The sequence below is a fragment of the Streptomyces sp. SYSU D01066-1 genome (genome assembly GCF_054956795.1).
This window is the reverse complement of sequence record NZ_JBUDHV010000005.1, coordinates 81850-97961: the sequence shown is the minus strand read 5'-3', so window position 1 is coordinate 97961 and position 16112 is coordinate 81850. Positions and strand designations below refer to the sequence as shown.

Genomic DNA, 16112 nt, shown 5'->3' with positions numbered 1-16112 from the left:
GCATTACCACCATACCCCGGATTCGCGCACACGCGATGGCCGATTTGGCCACGTAGTCGTCGTCACACTGACTGACCAGGCCCTTCCGGTCACCGACGGGCGGGCTATTGTGCGCTGCATGACGAGCTCTGACAAGCCTGGCACCGCCGCCGACGCCCCCGCAGCAGCCACCGAGGAAGCCGCCGCCGAACGTACCGCAGTCGCCGCCCGGGACTGGTCGGCGGCAGCCGCCGACCCGCAGTACCGCGCCGCCGTCGTGGACCTGCTCGGAGCGCTCGCGTACGGCGAACTGGCGGCGTTCGAGCGTCTCGCGGACGACGCCAAGCTGGCGCCGACCCTGTCGGACAAGGCGGAGCTGGCGAAGATGGCCTCGGCGGAGTTCCACCACTTCGAGCGGTTGCGCGGCCGGCTCGCCGAGATCGGTGAGGAGCCGACGGAGGCGATGGCTCCGTTCGTCACCGCCTACGAGAGCTTCCACAAGCAGACCGCGCCCTCGGACTGGCTGGAAGGACTCGTCAAGGCCTACGTCGGGGACTCGATCGCCAGTGACTTCTACCGGGAGGTCGCGGCCCGCCTCGACACGGACACCCGGGAACTGGTGCTGGCCGTGCTGGACGACACGGGGCACGCCGATTTCGCCGTGGAGAAGGTGCGCGCGGCGATCGACGCCGACCCGCGGGTGGGCGGCCGGCTGGCGCTGTGGGCGCGGCGGCTGATGGGCGAGGCCCTGTCGCAGTCCCAGCGGGTGGTCGCCGACCGGGACGCGTTGTCGACGATGCTGGTGGGCGGGGTCGCGGACGGCTTCGACCTGGCGGAGGTGGGCCGGATGTTCTCCCGGATCACCGAGGCGCACACCAAGCGGATGGCCGCGCTGGGGCTGGCGGCCTGATCCGGTTCAGTCCGGTCCTGTCCCGGCCGGTTGCGATGGGGCCGGTCCTGTCCGGTCCGTCTGACTGTGGCCGAGGCGGGTCATCGGCCGGATGTCCGGTGGAGTCGGGGACGGCGGCCGGATGTCCGGAGGCGGGTCATCGGCCGGGCGTCCGGTGGAGTCGGGGACGGCGGTCGGTCAGGCGGTCGCCGACCGGCCGCGCAGTCTTCCCGCCGGGCGCAGCAGGAGCGACAGCGAGGCCGTGGAGACGGCTGCCGAGCCCAGCAGGATCGGCAGCAGGTTTCCGGCGCCCAGCGCGCTGTGCGTGACGAACGCGCCGAAGAGGGCGCCCGCGACGCCCGTCGACAGCACGAGGGCGCGAGCAGGCAGACGGTGCGGCAGGCGGTGGGCGGCGGCCCATGCCAGGGCCAGCCCGAGGATCGCGGCGCTGAGCGCTTCCAACAGCATGTCGGGGTCCCTCCCACACGGCCGGCCTGCTCGAACGGTCGTAGCCGTCATACCCCTGACCTGCGGAATGCAACCCCTTCCTGTGGGGGAGTTGTGCTCCGTTCGTGGATCCGTCCACGAACCCGTCCGTGATCTGTCGGGGATCCGCTCGCGGCTCCGTTCGGGACCTGCTCGCGGCTCTGTTCGGGATCTGCCCGCGGATCCGTCCCCGGGTCCGTCTTGTGGTGGGGGAGGCGGGTGAAGAGACCCCCGCCCGGCCGGCAGGGCATGCGGAAGGGCCCGGCGGTGCGTGGGTGACCGCCGGGCCCTCGCGTACGCCGGTTCGGCTACAGCGCGCCGAAGCCCACCTTGCGCGGGGCCGGCTCGCCCAGTTCGACGTAGGCGAGACGGTCGGCCGGGATCAGTACCTTGCGGCCGTGCTCGTCGACGAGGCTGAGCAGCGCCGACTTGCCGGCCAGTGCCTCGGACACCACGCGCTCCACCTCCTCGGCACTCTGACCGCTCTCCAGAACGATCTCGCGGGGCGCGTGCTGCACGCCGATCTTGACCTCCACGGCTTTGTCCCTCCGACGGTCAGTGATGTGCGCGATCTTCCGCGCCGTACCCAGCACACATTAGCCCGGTGAGGGGACGTACACGCTCGGCGCGACAACGCCAGGAGCGAACAGCCGCCGGGAACAAACGGCGACGGCACGCGCCGATCGCCTCAGCCGGTCACCTCAGTGGTGCTCGCCGTGCAGCTCGCTGCCGTGCTGTTCGTTGCCGTGCAGCGGGAAGCCGGCGATGCCCCGCCAGGCCAGCGAGGCGAGCAGCCGCACCGCCTGGTCGCGCGGCACGCTGCGGTCGCTGTGCAGCCATGAGCGGGCCACCACCTGGGCGAGGCCGCCCAGACCGGAGGCGAGCAGCATCGACTCCGCGCGCGAGAGACCGGTGTCCTCGGCGATGACGTCGCAGATCGCCTCGGCGCACTCGGTGGTGACCTTGTCGACGCGCTCGCGCACCGCCGGCTCGTTGGTCAGGTCCGACTCGAAGACCAGCCGGAAGGCGCCGCCGTCGTCCTCGACGTACGCGAAATAGGCGTCCATGGTCGCCCGGACGCGCTGCTTGTTGTCGTTCGTCGACGCCAGGGCGTTGCGGACGGACTGGATCAGGGACTCGCAGTGCTGGTCCAGCAGGGCGAGGTAGAGGTCCAGCTTGCCCGGGAAGTGCTGGTAGAGCACCGGCTTGCTGACACCGGCCCGCTCGGCGATGTCGTCCATCGCGGCCGCGTGGTAGCCCTGCGCCACGAACACTTCCTGCGCGGCGCCCAGCAACTGGTTCCGTCGGGCGCGACGCGGCAGGCGCGTGCCCCGCGGGCGTGCCGCCTCTGTCTGCTCGATGGCTGTCACGCCGCCTCCCAAAGTCGTCCTGTGCGGTGTGCGCCGCGCGGCCATCGTACTTTTCGGTAACCGTGGTGTGCGCGGTGCGAGCTGAGAATTTCATGGACCGGACGGTGATGAAAAGGTCGCGAAACGTTTCAAACATGTGCTGTCCGGGCAGTATCAGTCTCTTGCCTGTTCGGCGCACGTCAGCGGTAGTCGTCCTCGTCCAGAGAGACCACACGGGCCTGCTCCGTGAGGTCCGCCTCGTTGGCGCGGCCTGGGTCCACGCCGGTCAGCGGGTCGTCCCGGACCGGCGCGATGTCCGTCTGCTGCTCGGCCGCGTCGGCGTCCGGGGCCTCGACGCCGACGGCCTGGATGTCCTGTGCCTCGTCGTTCTCGAACGTCTCGGGGTCGCTGGGGTCGATGGCCATGCCGGCTCCCTTTCTGTGAACGTCCCCGCCGGGAGGCGGGGGTCAGGTGCGGGTGCCCTCTGTACGAGCCTAGGAGACACCCGAATCGAATGCGGTGCGATCTGATGCCGTATGAGGGGTCAGGGGGAGTGGAGGGGGGCGCGGGGTCACAGGGGGTGCGGAACGTCGAACAGTTGCGCCTCTCTTGTGACACCGAACACGTGAACCGCCGCGTGATCGTCTCGTAACATTGGCGCATGTCTTCGACCGAGCTGCCGTCCGTGCCGCCTGCCAATGTGCTGCCGGAGGCGGTGGCCGTCAGGGTCGCGGAGGGTGAGCGTCTGAGGTCGGTGCGGCTGCCGGGGATCACCCTGACAGTGCGGTCGCGGCAGCCGTCCCGCGAGGGCCTGCCGCCCGCCCTGTACGTCCACGGCCTCGGCGGCTCCTCCCAGAACTGGTCGGCGCTGATGCCGCTGCTGGACGACGTCGTCGACAACGAGGCGGTCGACCTGCCGGGCTTCGGCGACTCCCCGCCACCGGACGACGGCAACTACTCGATCACCGGGCACGCGCGCGCGGTGATCCGCCTCCTCGACTCGGCCGGGCGAGGCCCCGTACACCTGGTGGGCAACTCGCTCGGCGGCGCCGTCGTCACCCGCGTCGCCGCCGTCCGCCCCGACCTGGTGCGGACGCTCACCCTGGTCTCGCCCGCGCTTCCGGAGATCCGCGTCCAGCGCAGCGCCGTGCCGACGGGGCTGCTGGCGCTGCCCGGGGTCGCCACGCTGTTCACCCGGCTGAGCCGGGACTGGACGGCCGAGCAGCGGGTCCGCGGCGTCATGGCGCTGTGCTACGGAGATCCCGGACGGGTGTCCGAGGAGGGCTTCCGGCACGCGGTGGAGGAGATGGAGCGACGCCAGCGGCTGCCGTACTTCTGGGACGCGATGGCGCGCTCCGCGCGGGGGATCGTCAACGCCTACACGGTGGGCGGCCAGCACGGACTGTGGCGCCAGGCCGAACGCGTCCTCGCGCCGACCCTGCTCGTCTACGGCGGCCGGGACAAACTCGTCGGCTACCGCATGGCCCAGCGGGCGGCCCGCGCCTTCCGCGACTCGCGGCTGCTGACCCTGCCGGACGCGGGGCACGTCGCCATGATGGAGTATCCGCAGACGGTCGCCACGGCCTTCCGGGAACTCCTCGCGGAGACAGCCGGGTCGGCGCCCGACGGCGACGCCCGCCGCGCCGCCGCTGACCTGCACACCGACGACAACACAGGAGGCTGAGGCGCGACGTGGGACGCCACAGCCGCCGCGGACCGGCCCCCAAGGGCGGCACCGCGGACGCGACCGCGGCACCAGAACGCCAAAGCGGTCAATCACAGGAGACGGACGGACGGTCGCGGGAGAGGGGCGGTCCGGCCGTGCCGCCGGGGCGGGGGCGCCGAACGGCGCCCGAAGCCGCGCCAGGGGGTGACACGTCCGGATACGGGACTCCGGCCTACGGGACTCCGGCCTACGGGACTCCTGCGCACGGCGTTCCGCCCTACGGCGCGTCGGACACCGGTGACGGGACCCCGGCCCGAGGCGTGCCGAGGCTGCCGGACGGCACCCCCGCCAACGGTGTGCGACAGGTGCGGGGCGGACACCCTGAGCAGCGGGAACCGGGTGGGGGATGGGGCGCGTTCGGGGGGCGCGGTGGTACGCCGCCTGGCGTGGCTCCCGGGCCGCACGGGGCCGGGGAGGTCCCGGGCCCCGGCGTCGCTCCCGGCCGCGCCGGCGTTCCCCTCCCGCGGCAGCGGCAGATGCCACAGGGGCCACAGGGATCTCAAGGGCCACGGGGGTCTCAAGGGCCACAGACGCCGCGGGGGCCACGGGTGCCGGCGGGCGGGCCCCGGCAGGACTACCTCGACGCCTTCGACAAGGGCGAGGACGACGTCTTCGCGTCTCACGCGCCGGTGCGCACCCGTGCCGACGCGCCCGTGCCCGCCCCGTACGCCTCCGTCACCGACTGGAACGCCGAGGCCGGTCCCGTCCGCACCGTGGACGGGGCGCGCGGCCCCGGCGGTGACGCCGGCGGTGACGGACCGCTCGCCGACGGGCCGGAGGCGGCCAAGGGCGCCAAGGGGCGGGCCTTCGCCGGCATCGCCGCCGCGGCGGTCACCACCGTGTTGGCGATCGTCGTGGCCGGACAGGTCACCGACGGGCGCGTCGGCGAGGACGCGGGGTCATCCCGGTCGGCCGCGGAACAGGCGCGGGCCACCCACGAAGCCGCCGAGGACGCGAAGGACCAGAAGGCCCGGTCGGGATCGGACGCGGGTTCGGGGAGCGGAACCGGGTCGGGCGCCTCGGCGCCGCTCACGTACGCGCAGCAGATGGACAAGATCTACCCGCTCGGCGCCACACTCAAGGGCTCCGGCAAGTTCGACGCGATCGAGGGCATCGCGAAGGCGCCGGGGAAGGGGCGGAAGTACACCTACCGCGTGGACGTCGAGCAGGGGCTGGGCCTCGATGGCGAACTGTTCGCGGAGGCCGTGCAGAAGACGCTCAACGACGACCGGAGCTGGGCCCACAACGGCGCCCGTACGTTCGAGCGCGTCCACTCCGGCGAGGTCGACTTCGTGATCACGCTGGCCAGCCCGGGCACCACCGCCGACTGGTGCGCCAAGTCGGGTCTGGACACCACGGTCGACAACGTTTCCTGTGACTCGGCCGCCACCGAACGCGTGATGATCAACGCCTACCGATGGGCGCGGGGCGCGGAGACGTACGGTGACGACAAGATCCACTCGTACCGGCAGATGCTGATCAACCACGAGGTCGGCCACCGTCTCGGCTACAACCACGTGACCTGCGACAAGGACGGGGACCTCGCTCCCGTCATGCAGCAGCAGACCAAGTTCCTGGAGTACAACGGGATCCGGTGCCGTCCCAACGCCTGGGCGTACCCGTCCGGCTGATCGGCCGGCCAGGCGCACGGCGTTCGAGATGCGTCCGACTCCTTGAGGGCGGCGAACGCGCCCCGGGCGGGAAAGTTACGCCTGTTCACCCCTTTTGGTGGCGCGATGGACAACCGTCCGTCGCGCCACCACCTTGTCCGCATACGTTCGTCCCCGCTGCGAGCCGCCTGACCAACGGCGGCTCCCCCCACGGGAGATGGAGTGGACGTGCGCATCGGACTACTGACGGAGGGCGGCTACCCGTACGTCAGCGGTGACGCCGGGCTCTGGTGCGACCGGCTCGTGCGCGGGCTCGGACAGCACGAGTTCGACGTCTACGCGCTCAGCCGCGGTGAGCACCAGGAGGACGAGGGCTGGGTCCCGCTGCCGTCGCAGGTCAGCCGGGTGCGTACCGCGCCGCTGTGGACGGCCGAGGACGACGGCGTGGTGTACGGGCGACGGGCGCGCAAGCGCTTCGCCGAGCACTACGGCGAACTCGTCGCCGTCCTGTGCGCCACGGGCCACGGGGACCCGTCCGGCACGGCGGGTGCCGCCCGGACCGTCGAGGCGGACCGTTTCGCCAGCGCCCTGTACGGGCTCGCCGAGCTCGCCCGTGACGAGGGCGGCCTGGTGGGCGCGCTCCGCTCCGAAGCCGCCGTGCGCGCGCTGGAGCACGCCTGTCGCGCGCCCGGGGCCCAGCGCCCGGCGCGCGAGGCCCGTGTCCCGGATCTCCTCGCCCTCTCGGCCCACCTGGAACACGCCCTGCGCCCCCTCTCGCTCGACTGGTACGAGGACGCCGGCCTCGGCGCGGTCGACCTGTGCCACGCGACGTCCGGCGGCGCGGCTGCGCTGCCCGGCCTCCTCGCCCGGCACTTCTTCGGCGTTCCCCTGCTGGTCACCGAGTACGGGGTGCGGCTGCGCACGCACTATCTGACCGCCCCCGACTCCTCGCCCGCGATACGCACCGTGCTCGCCGCCTTCCACGGCCGGCTCGCCGCCGAGGCCTACCGCCGGGCCGCCGTCGTCACGCACGGCAACGCCCACGCCCGTCGCTGGCAGGAACGCTGCGGAGCCGGTCACGACAAGTTGCGCACGGTCCACCCGGGCATGGACGCGGCACCCTTCGCCGAGGCCGGGGAGGCGCCGGGCCGTGCCGACCCGGACACGGTCGTCTGGGTCGGCCGCGTGGAACCCGTCAAGGACCTGGTGACCTTGCTGCACGCCTTCGCCGAGGTCCGCCGGGCGCGGCCCCGGTCCCGCTTGCGGATCATGTCCTCCGGCTCCTCCAGTTCCTCTGGTCCGTCCGGTCCCTCCAGTTCCTCCGGCCCCTCCGGCCCCTCCGGCCCCTCCGGGGACGCGGCCTATCTCGCGCACTGCCGGAACCTGGCCGACCGGCTCTTCCCCGCCGATGCCGGAGCCCCGCACGCCGTAGGCCGGAACCCGGTGTCCTTCGAGGAGGTCGGCGGGCCAGAACTGCCGTCTGTCGCCGACGCCTACGCCGCGGGGGCCCTGGTGGTCAGTTCCAGCGTGGTCGAGGGTTTCCCGGTCGGTCTGGTCGAGGCCATGTTCTGCGGTCGCGCGACGGTGTCCACGGACGTCGGCACGGTCGTCGAGGTGATCGGGGAGACCGGGCTGGTCGTGCCGCCGCGCGATCCGCGGGCGCTGGCCGAGGCGTGTGTATCGCTGCTGCGCGACTCCGAGCGCCGTGAGCGCCTGGGCGCCGCCGCGCGAGCCCGCGCACTCGAACTGTTCACCGTGGAGCAGAACATCGCGGCGTTCCAGGGCATTTACCTGGACGTCCTCTCGCGGGCACCACTGCGCCGAAACGCCCTCGACGGGGCCGGCACGCCCCTGCCGTTCGCCGTGCCGGCCGAGGCTCGGGTCCCCGCCGCCCCCGCCGTCACCTCCACCTCCACCCCCGCCCCCGCCCCCGTCCCTGTTCCGGCCTCCGGTCGATGCCCCGGCTGGGCGACGGACGCGCCGGTCTCCGCGACCGCCGAGGGGGCCCGATGAACCACCTCGACGACGTCAACGAAGCCAACGGCGGCAACGGCCCCGGCGCAGCCCGCCCGGCCCGGTCCGGGGCGGACCCCGTCAAAGCCCTGATGCGCCGCCACCAAGAGCTGTGTGAACGGGCCGTGGACCCCTTGGAGATCGCGGCGGGCCTCGAAGCACACGGCGTCACCGACCGGACCGCCACCCGTTTCCGTCACCGCGACGTCTTCGCCCTCGCCGAGGAGATGTACGCCCGCGTCCCACGCGACGGCGACCGGCCCGGCAGCTTCCCGGACCTCGCCGATGCCGCCAGTCCCGGCCGTACCGCCGACCCGGCGGATCCGGCGGGCGCCCCCGCCCCCCGGCCCGGCACCGGCTGGTTCGCCCTCACGCTGCTTCCCGGCGCGCTGGGCACGGTGACGGTCGCCGGCCTGCGCCTCACCGACGGGCAGCCGCGCCTGGTCACGGCCGTCGTCGGAGCGCTCGCCGTCGCCCTGGCCGTGCGCGCGCTCCTGCGCCGGGAACGGCTGCCGGGTGCCGGGGACCACCACAGCGGCGTCTGGGTCCACTGCCTCGTCGGCTACGCCCTCCTGGGCGACGGTCTCCTCGGTGCCGCTCTCGGCGGTGGCCCCGACGGTCTGCCCACGGGCGCCCCGGACGGCCCCTGGCCCGTCACGGTCGCCCCCGTGCTGGCCCTGGCCCTCGCCTGCGCGCCCGCGGCCTGGTGCGCCCGCCTCTTCGCGGTCCACGCCCGTCGCCGGCTGGGGACGAGCCGCGGACTGGAGGAGTTCGCCGCTTCCGTACGGCCGCTGCTGTTCGGCGTCCTCGCCCTGTTCCTCGGCGCGCTCTCAGCCCTCCTCGCCCTCACCGGCGCGATCCTCAAGCAACCCGCCGCCTATGCCCAGGGCCTCGCCCTGGGCACCCTCCTGCTGCTGACCCGCCTCCTCACCGCCCACGGATCCGGGTACGCGCCGGCGCTCGTCCTCACCACGGCGACGGCCGCCGAGGCCGCTGCCCTGGCCAGTCTCTTCGCGAGCCGGCTCCCCGGTTGCGGAGGCCTGGCCGTCCCCGTGGAGGAACTGGTCACCGCCTGGGGGGCCGGGAGCGTCCCGACCGTGGTGTGCGGCATCGCGGCCCTGGTCCTGCTGCCGCACACGGTCCGCCGTCTGACGAGGGCCTCGGCTCACATCCACCCGGAGCCCCGCCGATGAACCCTCTCCTCCACGCGACCCACACCCACACCCACCCTCATAGCCATAGCCATAGCCATAGCCGCAGCCGCAGCCGCAGCCGCAGCGCCGACGGCACCCCCGCACCCCCGCCCCGGCGCAGCCGCGGGACCCGCGCCTACGTCCCCGGCCCCGGAGGACGCCCCACCGCCCACGGCCCGCCGCGCCCGGCCGCCCGGGCACCCGGCCCACCGACCCGAACCAGCCCCGCGCCGCGGTACGGACGGCAGCGTGAGCCGTCGAGCGAACCGCGGCACGGGCCGCCGCCCGAGCCGTCGTGGAACACCCTCCCGACACCACCCTCGAAGGAGAACCCGACATGACCACCTCCCGACCCGAAGCCTCGGCCCCGGGAGTCGTCCGATGAGAGTCCTGCTGATCGGAGCCAACGGCTACATCGGCCGCTTCGTCGCCGACCGCCTGCTCGCCGACCCGGCCGTCCAGCTCACCGCGCTCGGCCGGGGCGACGACGCCGACGTCCGCTTCGACCTCGCCAGCGGCAGCCCCGGCGCTCTCACCCGCTTCCTCGACGCGGTCCATCCCGGTGTCGTCGTCAACTGCGCCGGCGCCACCCGCGGCGGGGCCCGCGAACTCACCCGGCACAACACCGTCGCCGTCGCCACCGTCTGCGAGGCCCTGCGCCGCAGCGGGTGCGGCGCCCGCCTGGTGCAGATCGGGTGCAGCGCGGAGTACGGGCCCAGCCAGCCCGGTTCCTCCACGGCGGAGGACGCCGTGCCCCGGCCCGGCGGCCCCTACGGCGTCAGCAAACTCGCCGCCACCGAACTGGTCCTCGGCTCCGGCCTGGACGCCGTGGTCCTCCGGGTCTTCTCCCCGGCCGGGCCCGGCACCCCCGCCGGCTCCCCGCTGGGCCGTCTCGCCGAGGCCATGCGCCGCGCCATGCAGTCCGGAGAAGGCGAACTGCGCCTCGGCGGCCTCGGCGTCCAGCGCGACTTCGTGGACGTCCGCGACGTCGCCCGCGCCGTACACGCCGCCTCCCTCTCCGCCGCGCAGGGCGTCATCAACATCGGCTCGGGCCGTGCCGTCCGTCTGCGCGACGCCGCCGCCACCCTCGCCCGCGTGGCCGGCTACGGCGGCGCCCTGCACGAACTCGACGGCCCGCCCGGCGCCCTGCGACCGGTCATCGGCCATCCCCGGACCGAGTCCGTCGCCCACCGCGCCGAGGCGCTCGGCCACCGCGCCGAGGCGACGGGCCTCCACCGGGCCGACACCATGGGCCACCGCGTGGACGGCCTCGGCCCGCGCGGAGACGCCGATCACCCCGTTCCGGTCGCCTACCCGTACCCGGACGGCTGCGGCAGCTGGCAGCAGGCCGATGTGCGCACCGCCCGCGACCGGCTCGGCTGGCGGCCCCGTATCAACCTCGAGGAATCCCTCGCCGACATCTGGATGGAGGCCGCATGCCGCATCTGACCAGCGCCGGAACGGGCACCGCGAGCACCGATGTCCGTACCGGTCTCGGCGTCCCCGGCCTGGCCCACCCGCTCGTCGCCCCCGCCGAGTGGGCGGAACTGACCCGCCCGGGCACACCCCTGCACTGGGTCGTCCTCGACGTCGCCGAGGGCCCGGGCAGCGTCCCCGACCCGCACTGCCTGGAGGCGGCCGGACGACTGCACAACGCGGGCCACCGCGTGCTCGGCCGGCTCGACGCCGCACACGGCGCCCGGCCCTTCGGCGAACTGGTCGCGGATGCCCACCGGTATGCCGACTGGTACCGGACCGGCGGCTTCCTCCTGGACCGCTGCCCCGGCGAACGGCACGCGCTCCCCGCCGTCCGCCGCATGGTCACCCTGCTGCGGACGGTTTGTGACGACGCCCGCGTCGTCCTCGGCCACGACACCCATCCGTATCCCGGCTACGCCGAGAGCGCCGACCAACTGGTCACCTTCCGCGGCTCCTGGAGTGACTACCGCTGGTCCCAGGTGGCCGAGTGGACCGCGGACCACCCGCCCGAGCGCTTCTGCCACCTCGTCCACGGCGTGCCCGGCCCGCACCTCGACGAAGCCCTGCGCATCGCCCGCTGGCAGGGCGCCGCGACGGTCTGGTTCACCGACCGCACCGACCAGCGCGGCCGCGTCACCCCGAGCCCCTGGGAGACGATGCCCGGCTACTGGGACGACATCGTCTCGCGCATCGGGACGGGTGTCTCGGAATGAAGAAGGCCATGGCAGTGTTACCGGGAGAACAACCGTAATGATTGACCGACCAACGGAGTCCCCGTGTCGCTGCCACCCCTGGTCGAGCCAGCCTCTGAGCTCACCGTAGACGAGGTCCGCAGGTACTCCCGCCACCTGATCATCCCCGACGTCGGGATGGACGGGCAGAAGCGGCTGAAGAACGCCAAGGTGCTGTGTGTGGGCGCCGGCGGCCTGGGTTCGCCGGCGCTGATGTACCTCGCCGCCGCGGGCGTGGGCACCCTCGGCATCGTGGAGTTCGACGAGGTCGACGAGTCGAACCTGCAGCGCCAGATCATCCACAGCCAGTCCGACATCGGCCGCTCCAAGGCCGAGTCCGCGCGCGACACCGTCAAGGGCATCAACCCGTACACCAACGTCGTCCTTCACGAGGAGCGGCTCGAAGCCGACAATGTGATGGACATCTTCAGCCAGTACGACCTGATCGTCGACGGCACGGACAACTTCGCCACCCGTTACCTGGTCAACGACGCCTGTGTGCTGCTGAACAAGCCGTACATCTGGGGTTCGATCTACCGCTTCGACGGTCAGGCCTCCGTCTTCTGGTCCGAGCACGGGCCCTGCTACCGCTGCCTCTACCCGGAGCCCCCGCCCCCCGGCATGGTCCCCTCCTGCGCCGAGGGCGGTGTGCTCGGCGTGCTGTGCGCGTCCATCGGTTCCATCCAGGTCAACGAGGCCATCAAGCTCCTCGCGGGCATCGGCGAGCCGCTGGTCGGCCGCCTGATGATCTACGACGCCCTGGAGATGCAGTACCGCCAGGTCAAGGTCCGCAAGGACCCCGACTGCGCGGTCTGCGGTGAGAACCCCACCGTCACCGAGCTCATCGACTACGAGGCCTTCTGCGGCGTCGTCTCCGAGGAGGCCCAGGCGGCGGCCGCCGACTCCACGATCACTCCCAAGCAGCTCAAGGAGTGGATCGACGAGGGCGAGAACATCGAGATCATCGACGTCCGCGAGCAGAACGAGTACGAGATCGTCTCGATCCCGGGCGCGCGGCTGATCCCGAAGAACGAGTTCCTCATGGGCACCGCCCTGGAGAACCTGCCGCAGGACAAGAAGATCGTCTTGCATTGCAAGACGGGTGTCCGCAGTGCGGAGGTCCTCGCGGTCCTGAAGTCCGCGGGCTTCTCGGACGCCGTGCACGTCGGCGGCGGCGTGATCGGCTGGGTCAACCAGATCGAGCCGGAGAAGCCGGTCTACTGAGCCGAGGCCGGAGCCGAGGACGGCCGGGTCTCCCGAGCGGCGGGGGCCCCGCGCACCATGGGTGCCCGGGGCCCCCGCCGTCGCCCTGAACGGAGCCGGGGCGGGGACCGCGGGCGGGGTCGCCGTCACGAACAGACCTTGCCGTCCTCCGGCACCGTTCCGTCCAGGAGATAGGCGTCCACCGTGGAGTCGACGCAGTCGCTCCCGCTGCCGTACGCACCGTGCCCCTCGCCCTTCCAGGTGAGCATCACACCGACGTCCCCACCCAGCTCGTCCGCCATCTTGCGGGCCCCCTCGTAGGGCGTCGCCGGATCGCCGGTGTTGCCGACCACCAGCACCGGTGCCGCTCCGTCCGCGCTGACCTCGGGCGTCTCGTACTGCCCGGCCACCGGCCACTCGTGGCACCACCCCGCGGTGTCCCAGCCCAGGAAGGCGCCGAACACGGGGGAGATCTCCTCGAACTCGGGCAGCAGCTTCTTCGTCTCCGCCAGGGTCGGCCGCTGCTTGTCATCCAAGCACGATATGACCCGTTGGGAGTGGGTGCTCGTGCCGTAACGCCCCGACGGATCGCGTTCGTTGTAGTCGTCGGCGAGCGCCAGCAGCTCCGAACCGTCGCCCGCTCCGGCCGCCGACAGCGCGCTGGTCAGCGCCGGCCAGCTGTCCTTGCTGTACAACGGCAGCACGATGCCGGTCAGGGCCAGGGTCTGGGTCAGCTTCCGGCCGGGCGACGACGTCGGCAGTGGTTCGGCGTCGATCCGCTCCAGCAGGTCGGCGATCTCCCGTGAGCCCTGTTCCGGATCCTTCCCGGTGGACCGGAGATAGTCGTCCAGCGCGCGCTGGAAGCCCCTGGTCTGGTGCTCGGCGTGGCCGATGGTGTCGGCGGCCGGATCGACGACCGCGTCCAGCACCAGGCGGCCCACCTTCTGCGGGAACAGGTGGGCGTAGACGCCGCCGAGTTCGGTGCCGTAGGAGATGCCGAAGTAGTGCAGCTTGTCGTCGCCCAGGACCTGGCGCATCAGGTCCATGTCGCGGGCGGTGTCCGTGGTCGAGACGTGGGCCAGCAGTTTCCCGGCGGTCCGCTCGCAGCCCTCGGCGAAGTCCGCGGCGTCCTTCAGATACGTCTGCTCCTCGGCGGCGGTGTCGGGTGTGGCGTCCACCGTCGATTCGGCGGCCTGGATCTCCTCGTCGCCGCGGCAGCGGATGCCCTCGCTGGCGGCCACCCCGCGCGGGTCCCAGCTGACCAGGTCGTACCGCTCGTGCAGGGAGGAGACGAGGGAGGCGTACGACGGCATCGTGGAGACGCCCGAGCCGCCGGGGCCGCCGAAGTTGAACAGCAGGGAGCCGGTCCGCCGGTCCCCGGTGGCCTTCGCGCGGATCAGCGCCAGCTCCATCCGCTCGCCGTCCGGCTTCGCCCAGTCCACCGGCACCTGGAGCGTGGCGCACTGCCAGTCGCCGCCCGGCGCCGGGGCGTCGTCGGTGGCCTTGCAGCGGCCCCAGTCCAGCCGCTGGGACGTCAGCGGCTTCCCCGCGGTCGCGCCACCCCCGCCGTCCTTTCCGTCCGTGCCGCCCTCGGACGGACTGCCGCCGCACCCCGACAGCAACAGTCCGGCAGCAGCCAGCGAAGCCAGCCACCGTACGTTCCGCGACCGTGCGTACCGCCCCATGCGCGCTCCCCCCTGACCGGCCGTCCGCGCCGAGCGGCGGATGGCTGTCATGCCATGGTAGGGCGGGCGCACGATGACCGCCGGGGCCTGTGGATAACGCTTCGACCTGCTGATTCACCCGATCTCGGGGGCGGCGGGGTCAGGAGCAGACCGTCCTGGCCTTCGGAGTCCGTCCGTCGAGCAGGTATCCGTCGACCGCCTCGCGCACGCAGGTGTTCTTGCTGTCGTAGGCGCCGTGGCCCTGGCCCTTGTAGGTCAGCTCCACGCCGACGTCCGAGCCCAAGGCGTCCACCATCTTGCCCGCGCCCTCGTACGGCGTGGCCGGGTCACCGGTGTTGCCGACGACCAGGACCGGCGGGGCGCCGGGGGCGCTGACGTCGGGGTGGTCCGCGGCGCCGGCCACCGCCCAGCCGGTGCAGCTGACCAGGGACCAGGCGAGATAGTCGCCGAACAGGGGCGAGGCGGCGCGGAACTCCGGCAGCCTCTTCCGCACGTACGCGGCGTCGTAGCGCGGCTTGTCGTCGGCGCAGTTGATGGCGACGTTGGCCGCGGTGATGTTGCTGTACTCGCCGTTCTCGCCGCGTCCGTTCAGAGCGTCCGCGAGCGCCATCAGGATCCTGCCGTCACCGTCGTACGCCTGCTCCAGGCCCTCGGTGAGGTACTCCCAGAGGTCCTTCGAGTACAGGGACTGCGCGATGCCGCTGGTCGCGGCGGTCTGGGTGAGTTCACGGGGGGAGAGGCCGGGGATCGGCTCGCGGTCGAGCTTCTTCAGCAGGGCCGCGATGCGGTTCTTGACGCCCTCGGCGGTGTCGCCGACGGGGCAGTCCTCGGTCTGGGAGACACAGTTCTCGGCGTAGTTGTCGAGGGCTCGCTGGAAACCCCTGGCCTGGCCCAGCGAGCCCTGTTCCGAGTCCTGCGTCGGGTCGACGACGGCGTCGAGGACGGCGCGGCCCACCTTCTGCGGGAACAGGTGGGCGTAGACGCCGCCGAGTTCGGTGCCGTAGGAGATGCCGAAGTAGTGCAGCTTGTCGTCGCCCAGGACCTGGCGCATCAGGTCCATGTCGCGGGCGGCGTCGGTGGTGGCGACGTGCGGAAGCATCTTCTTGGAGTTCTTCTCGCAGGCCGCGTTGAAGTCCTCGGTGTTGTCGACCAGCGCGGTGCGCTCGGCGGCGTCGTCGGGGGTGGCGTCCTGCTGGAAGTAGGCGTCGAGCCGCTGGTCGTCCAGGCACTTCACGGGGGCACTGCGGCCGACGCCGCGCGGGTCGAAACCGACCAGGTCGTAGCGGGTGCGCAGCTTGGCGTAGTCGTCACCGAAGGCGGGCAGCGTGGTGACGCCCGATCCGCCCGGGCCGCCGAAGTTGAAGATCAGCGACCCGATCCGCCGGTCGGCGGCGCCGCTGGCCCTGGCCCGGATCAGCGCGATGCCGATGGTGTCGCCGTCGGGGTCGTCCCAGTCGAGCGGGGCCCGCATCGTGGCGCACTGCCAGGTGCCGCCGTCCGGCAGGGGAGAGGGCGCGGCGCCGCCGCCCTGCGCCTGGGACGGCGCCGGGCAGTCCCGCCAGGAGAGCTTCTGCCGTGTCACGTCCCCGTTCCCGTCCGCCGCGCCGTCACCGCAGCCGGCCAGCAGGGAGGACAGCAGGACGACGGTGGAGGCGGGGGCGGCGGCACGCAGCCGGGCGGGATTCGGCATGCCCCCATCGTGCGGTCACGCAGGACGGGACGCTCGGAGCGCGGGCCGTACGAGGTACGGCGGGCGTGGAGCGCCAGGT

The 16112-nt window shown here is 72.7% G+C and carries 14 protein-coding genes; 8 read left to right on the top strand and 6 right to left on the bottom strand.

What is annotated here, in order from left to right; translation table 11 throughout:
- Positions 1–118 precede the first annotated feature (118 nt).
- Positions 119–889 carry a ferritin-like fold-containing protein gene (locus ACY1JF_RS07160; protein WP_462704136.1) on the top strand — a complete coding sequence of 257 codons (771 nt, stop codon included), beginning with the start codon at positions 119–121 and terminating at the stop codon, positions 887–889.
- A 177-nt stretch (positions 890–1066) separates the two neighbouring features.
- Here the strand turns inward: ACY1JF_RS07160 and ACY1JF_RS07155 are convergent, their stop codons facing one another.
- The 4 genes from ACY1JF_RS07155 to ACY1JF_RS07140 all read right to left on the bottom strand — a co-directional run bounded on the left by ACY1JF_RS07155 (position 1067) and on the right by ACY1JF_RS07140 (position 3128).
- On the bottom strand, positions 1067–1336 hold the full coding sequence (locus tag ACY1JF_RS07155; protein ID WP_462704135.1) for a hypothetical protein: 270 nt from the start codon (positions 1334–1336) through the stop codon (positions 1067–1069).
- Positions 1337–1662: 326 nt separating this feature from the next.
- Positions 1663–1890, bottom strand: coding sequence for a DUF3107 domain-containing protein (locus ACY1JF_RS07150; RefSeq protein ID WP_215172720.1), 228 nt, complete (start codon positions 1888–1890; stop codon positions 1663–1665).
- Positions 1891–2055: 165 nt separating this feature from the next.
- The gene (locus ACY1JF_RS07145; RefSeq protein ID WP_462704134.1) at positions 2056–2724 is read right to left on the bottom strand and encodes a TetR/AcrR family transcriptional regulator; all 669 of its coding nucleotides are present in this window, start codon (positions 2722–2724) and stop codon (positions 2056–2058) included.
- 179 nt (positions 2725–2903) lie between these two features.
- The gene (locus ACY1JF_RS07140; RefSeq protein WP_462704133.1) at positions 2904–3128 is read right to left on the bottom strand and encodes a hypothetical protein; all 225 of its coding nucleotides are present in this window, start codon (positions 3126–3128) and stop codon (positions 2904–2906) included.
- A 236-nt stretch (positions 3129–3364) separates the two neighbouring features.
- Here ACY1JF_RS07140 and ACY1JF_RS07135 point away from each other — a divergent pair, with 236 nt between their 5' ends.
- The 7 genes from ACY1JF_RS07135 to moeZ all read left to right on the top strand — a co-directional run bounded on the left by ACY1JF_RS07135 (position 3365) and on the right by moeZ (position 12679).
- Complete coding sequence (locus ACY1JF_RS07135; RefSeq protein ID WP_462704132.1) at positions 3365–4387, top strand: alpha/beta fold hydrolase; 1023 nt, start codon at positions 3365–3367, stop codon at positions 4385–4387.
- Positions 4388–4395: 8 nt separating this feature from the next.
- Entirely contained in the window at positions 4396–6060 is a 1665-nt protein-coding gene (locus ACY1JF_RS07130) for a DUF3152 domain-containing protein (RefSeq protein ID WP_462704131.1), read from the top strand.
- 207 nt (positions 6061–6267) lie between these two features.
- Complete coding sequence (locus ACY1JF_RS07125; protein ID WP_462704130.1) at positions 6268–8052, top strand: DUF3492 domain-containing protein; 1785 nt, start codon at positions 6268–6270, stop codon at positions 8050–8052.
- On the top strand, positions 8049–9245 hold the full coding sequence (locus tag ACY1JF_RS07120) for a hypothetical protein (protein ID WP_462704129.1): 1197 nt from the start codon (positions 8049–8051) through the stop codon (positions 9243–9245). The genes ACY1JF_RS07125 and ACY1JF_RS07120 overlap by 4 nt, the downstream gene beginning before the upstream one ends.
- Before the next feature lie 381 nt (positions 9246–9626).
- Positions 9627–10694 carry an NAD-dependent epimerase/dehydratase gene (locus tag ACY1JF_RS07115; RefSeq protein WP_462704128.1) on the top strand — a complete coding sequence of 356 codons (1068 nt, stop codon included), beginning with the start codon at positions 9627–9629 and terminating at the stop codon, positions 10692–10694.
- A complete protein-coding gene (locus ACY1JF_RS07110) occupies positions 10682–11437 on the top strand; it encodes a spherulation-specific family 4 protein (protein WP_462704127.1) in 756 nt (251 codons plus the stop codon). The genes ACY1JF_RS07115 and ACY1JF_RS07110 overlap by 13 nt, the downstream gene beginning before the upstream one ends.
- Positions 11438–11500: 63 nt before the next feature.
- Positions 11501–12679, top strand: coding sequence for an adenylyltransferase/sulfurtransferase MoeZ (gene moeZ / locus ACY1JF_RS07105; RefSeq protein WP_189415228.1), 1179 nt, complete (start codon positions 11501–11503; stop codon positions 12677–12679).
- A gap of 125 nt (positions 12680–12804) precedes the next feature.
- Here the strand turns inward: moeZ and ACY1JF_RS07100 are convergent, their stop codons facing one another.
- A complete protein-coding gene (locus ACY1JF_RS07100; RefSeq protein WP_462704126.1) occupies positions 12805–14343 on the bottom strand; it encodes an alpha/beta hydrolase in 1539 nt (512 codons plus the stop codon).
- A 139-nt stretch (positions 14344–14482) separates the two neighbouring features.
- The gene (locus ACY1JF_RS07095) at positions 14483–16033 is read right to left on the bottom strand and encodes an alpha/beta hydrolase (RefSeq protein WP_462704125.1); all 1551 of its coding nucleotides are present in this window, start codon (positions 16031–16033) and stop codon (positions 14483–14485) included.
- Between the last annotated feature and the right edge of the window lie 79 nt (positions 16034–16112).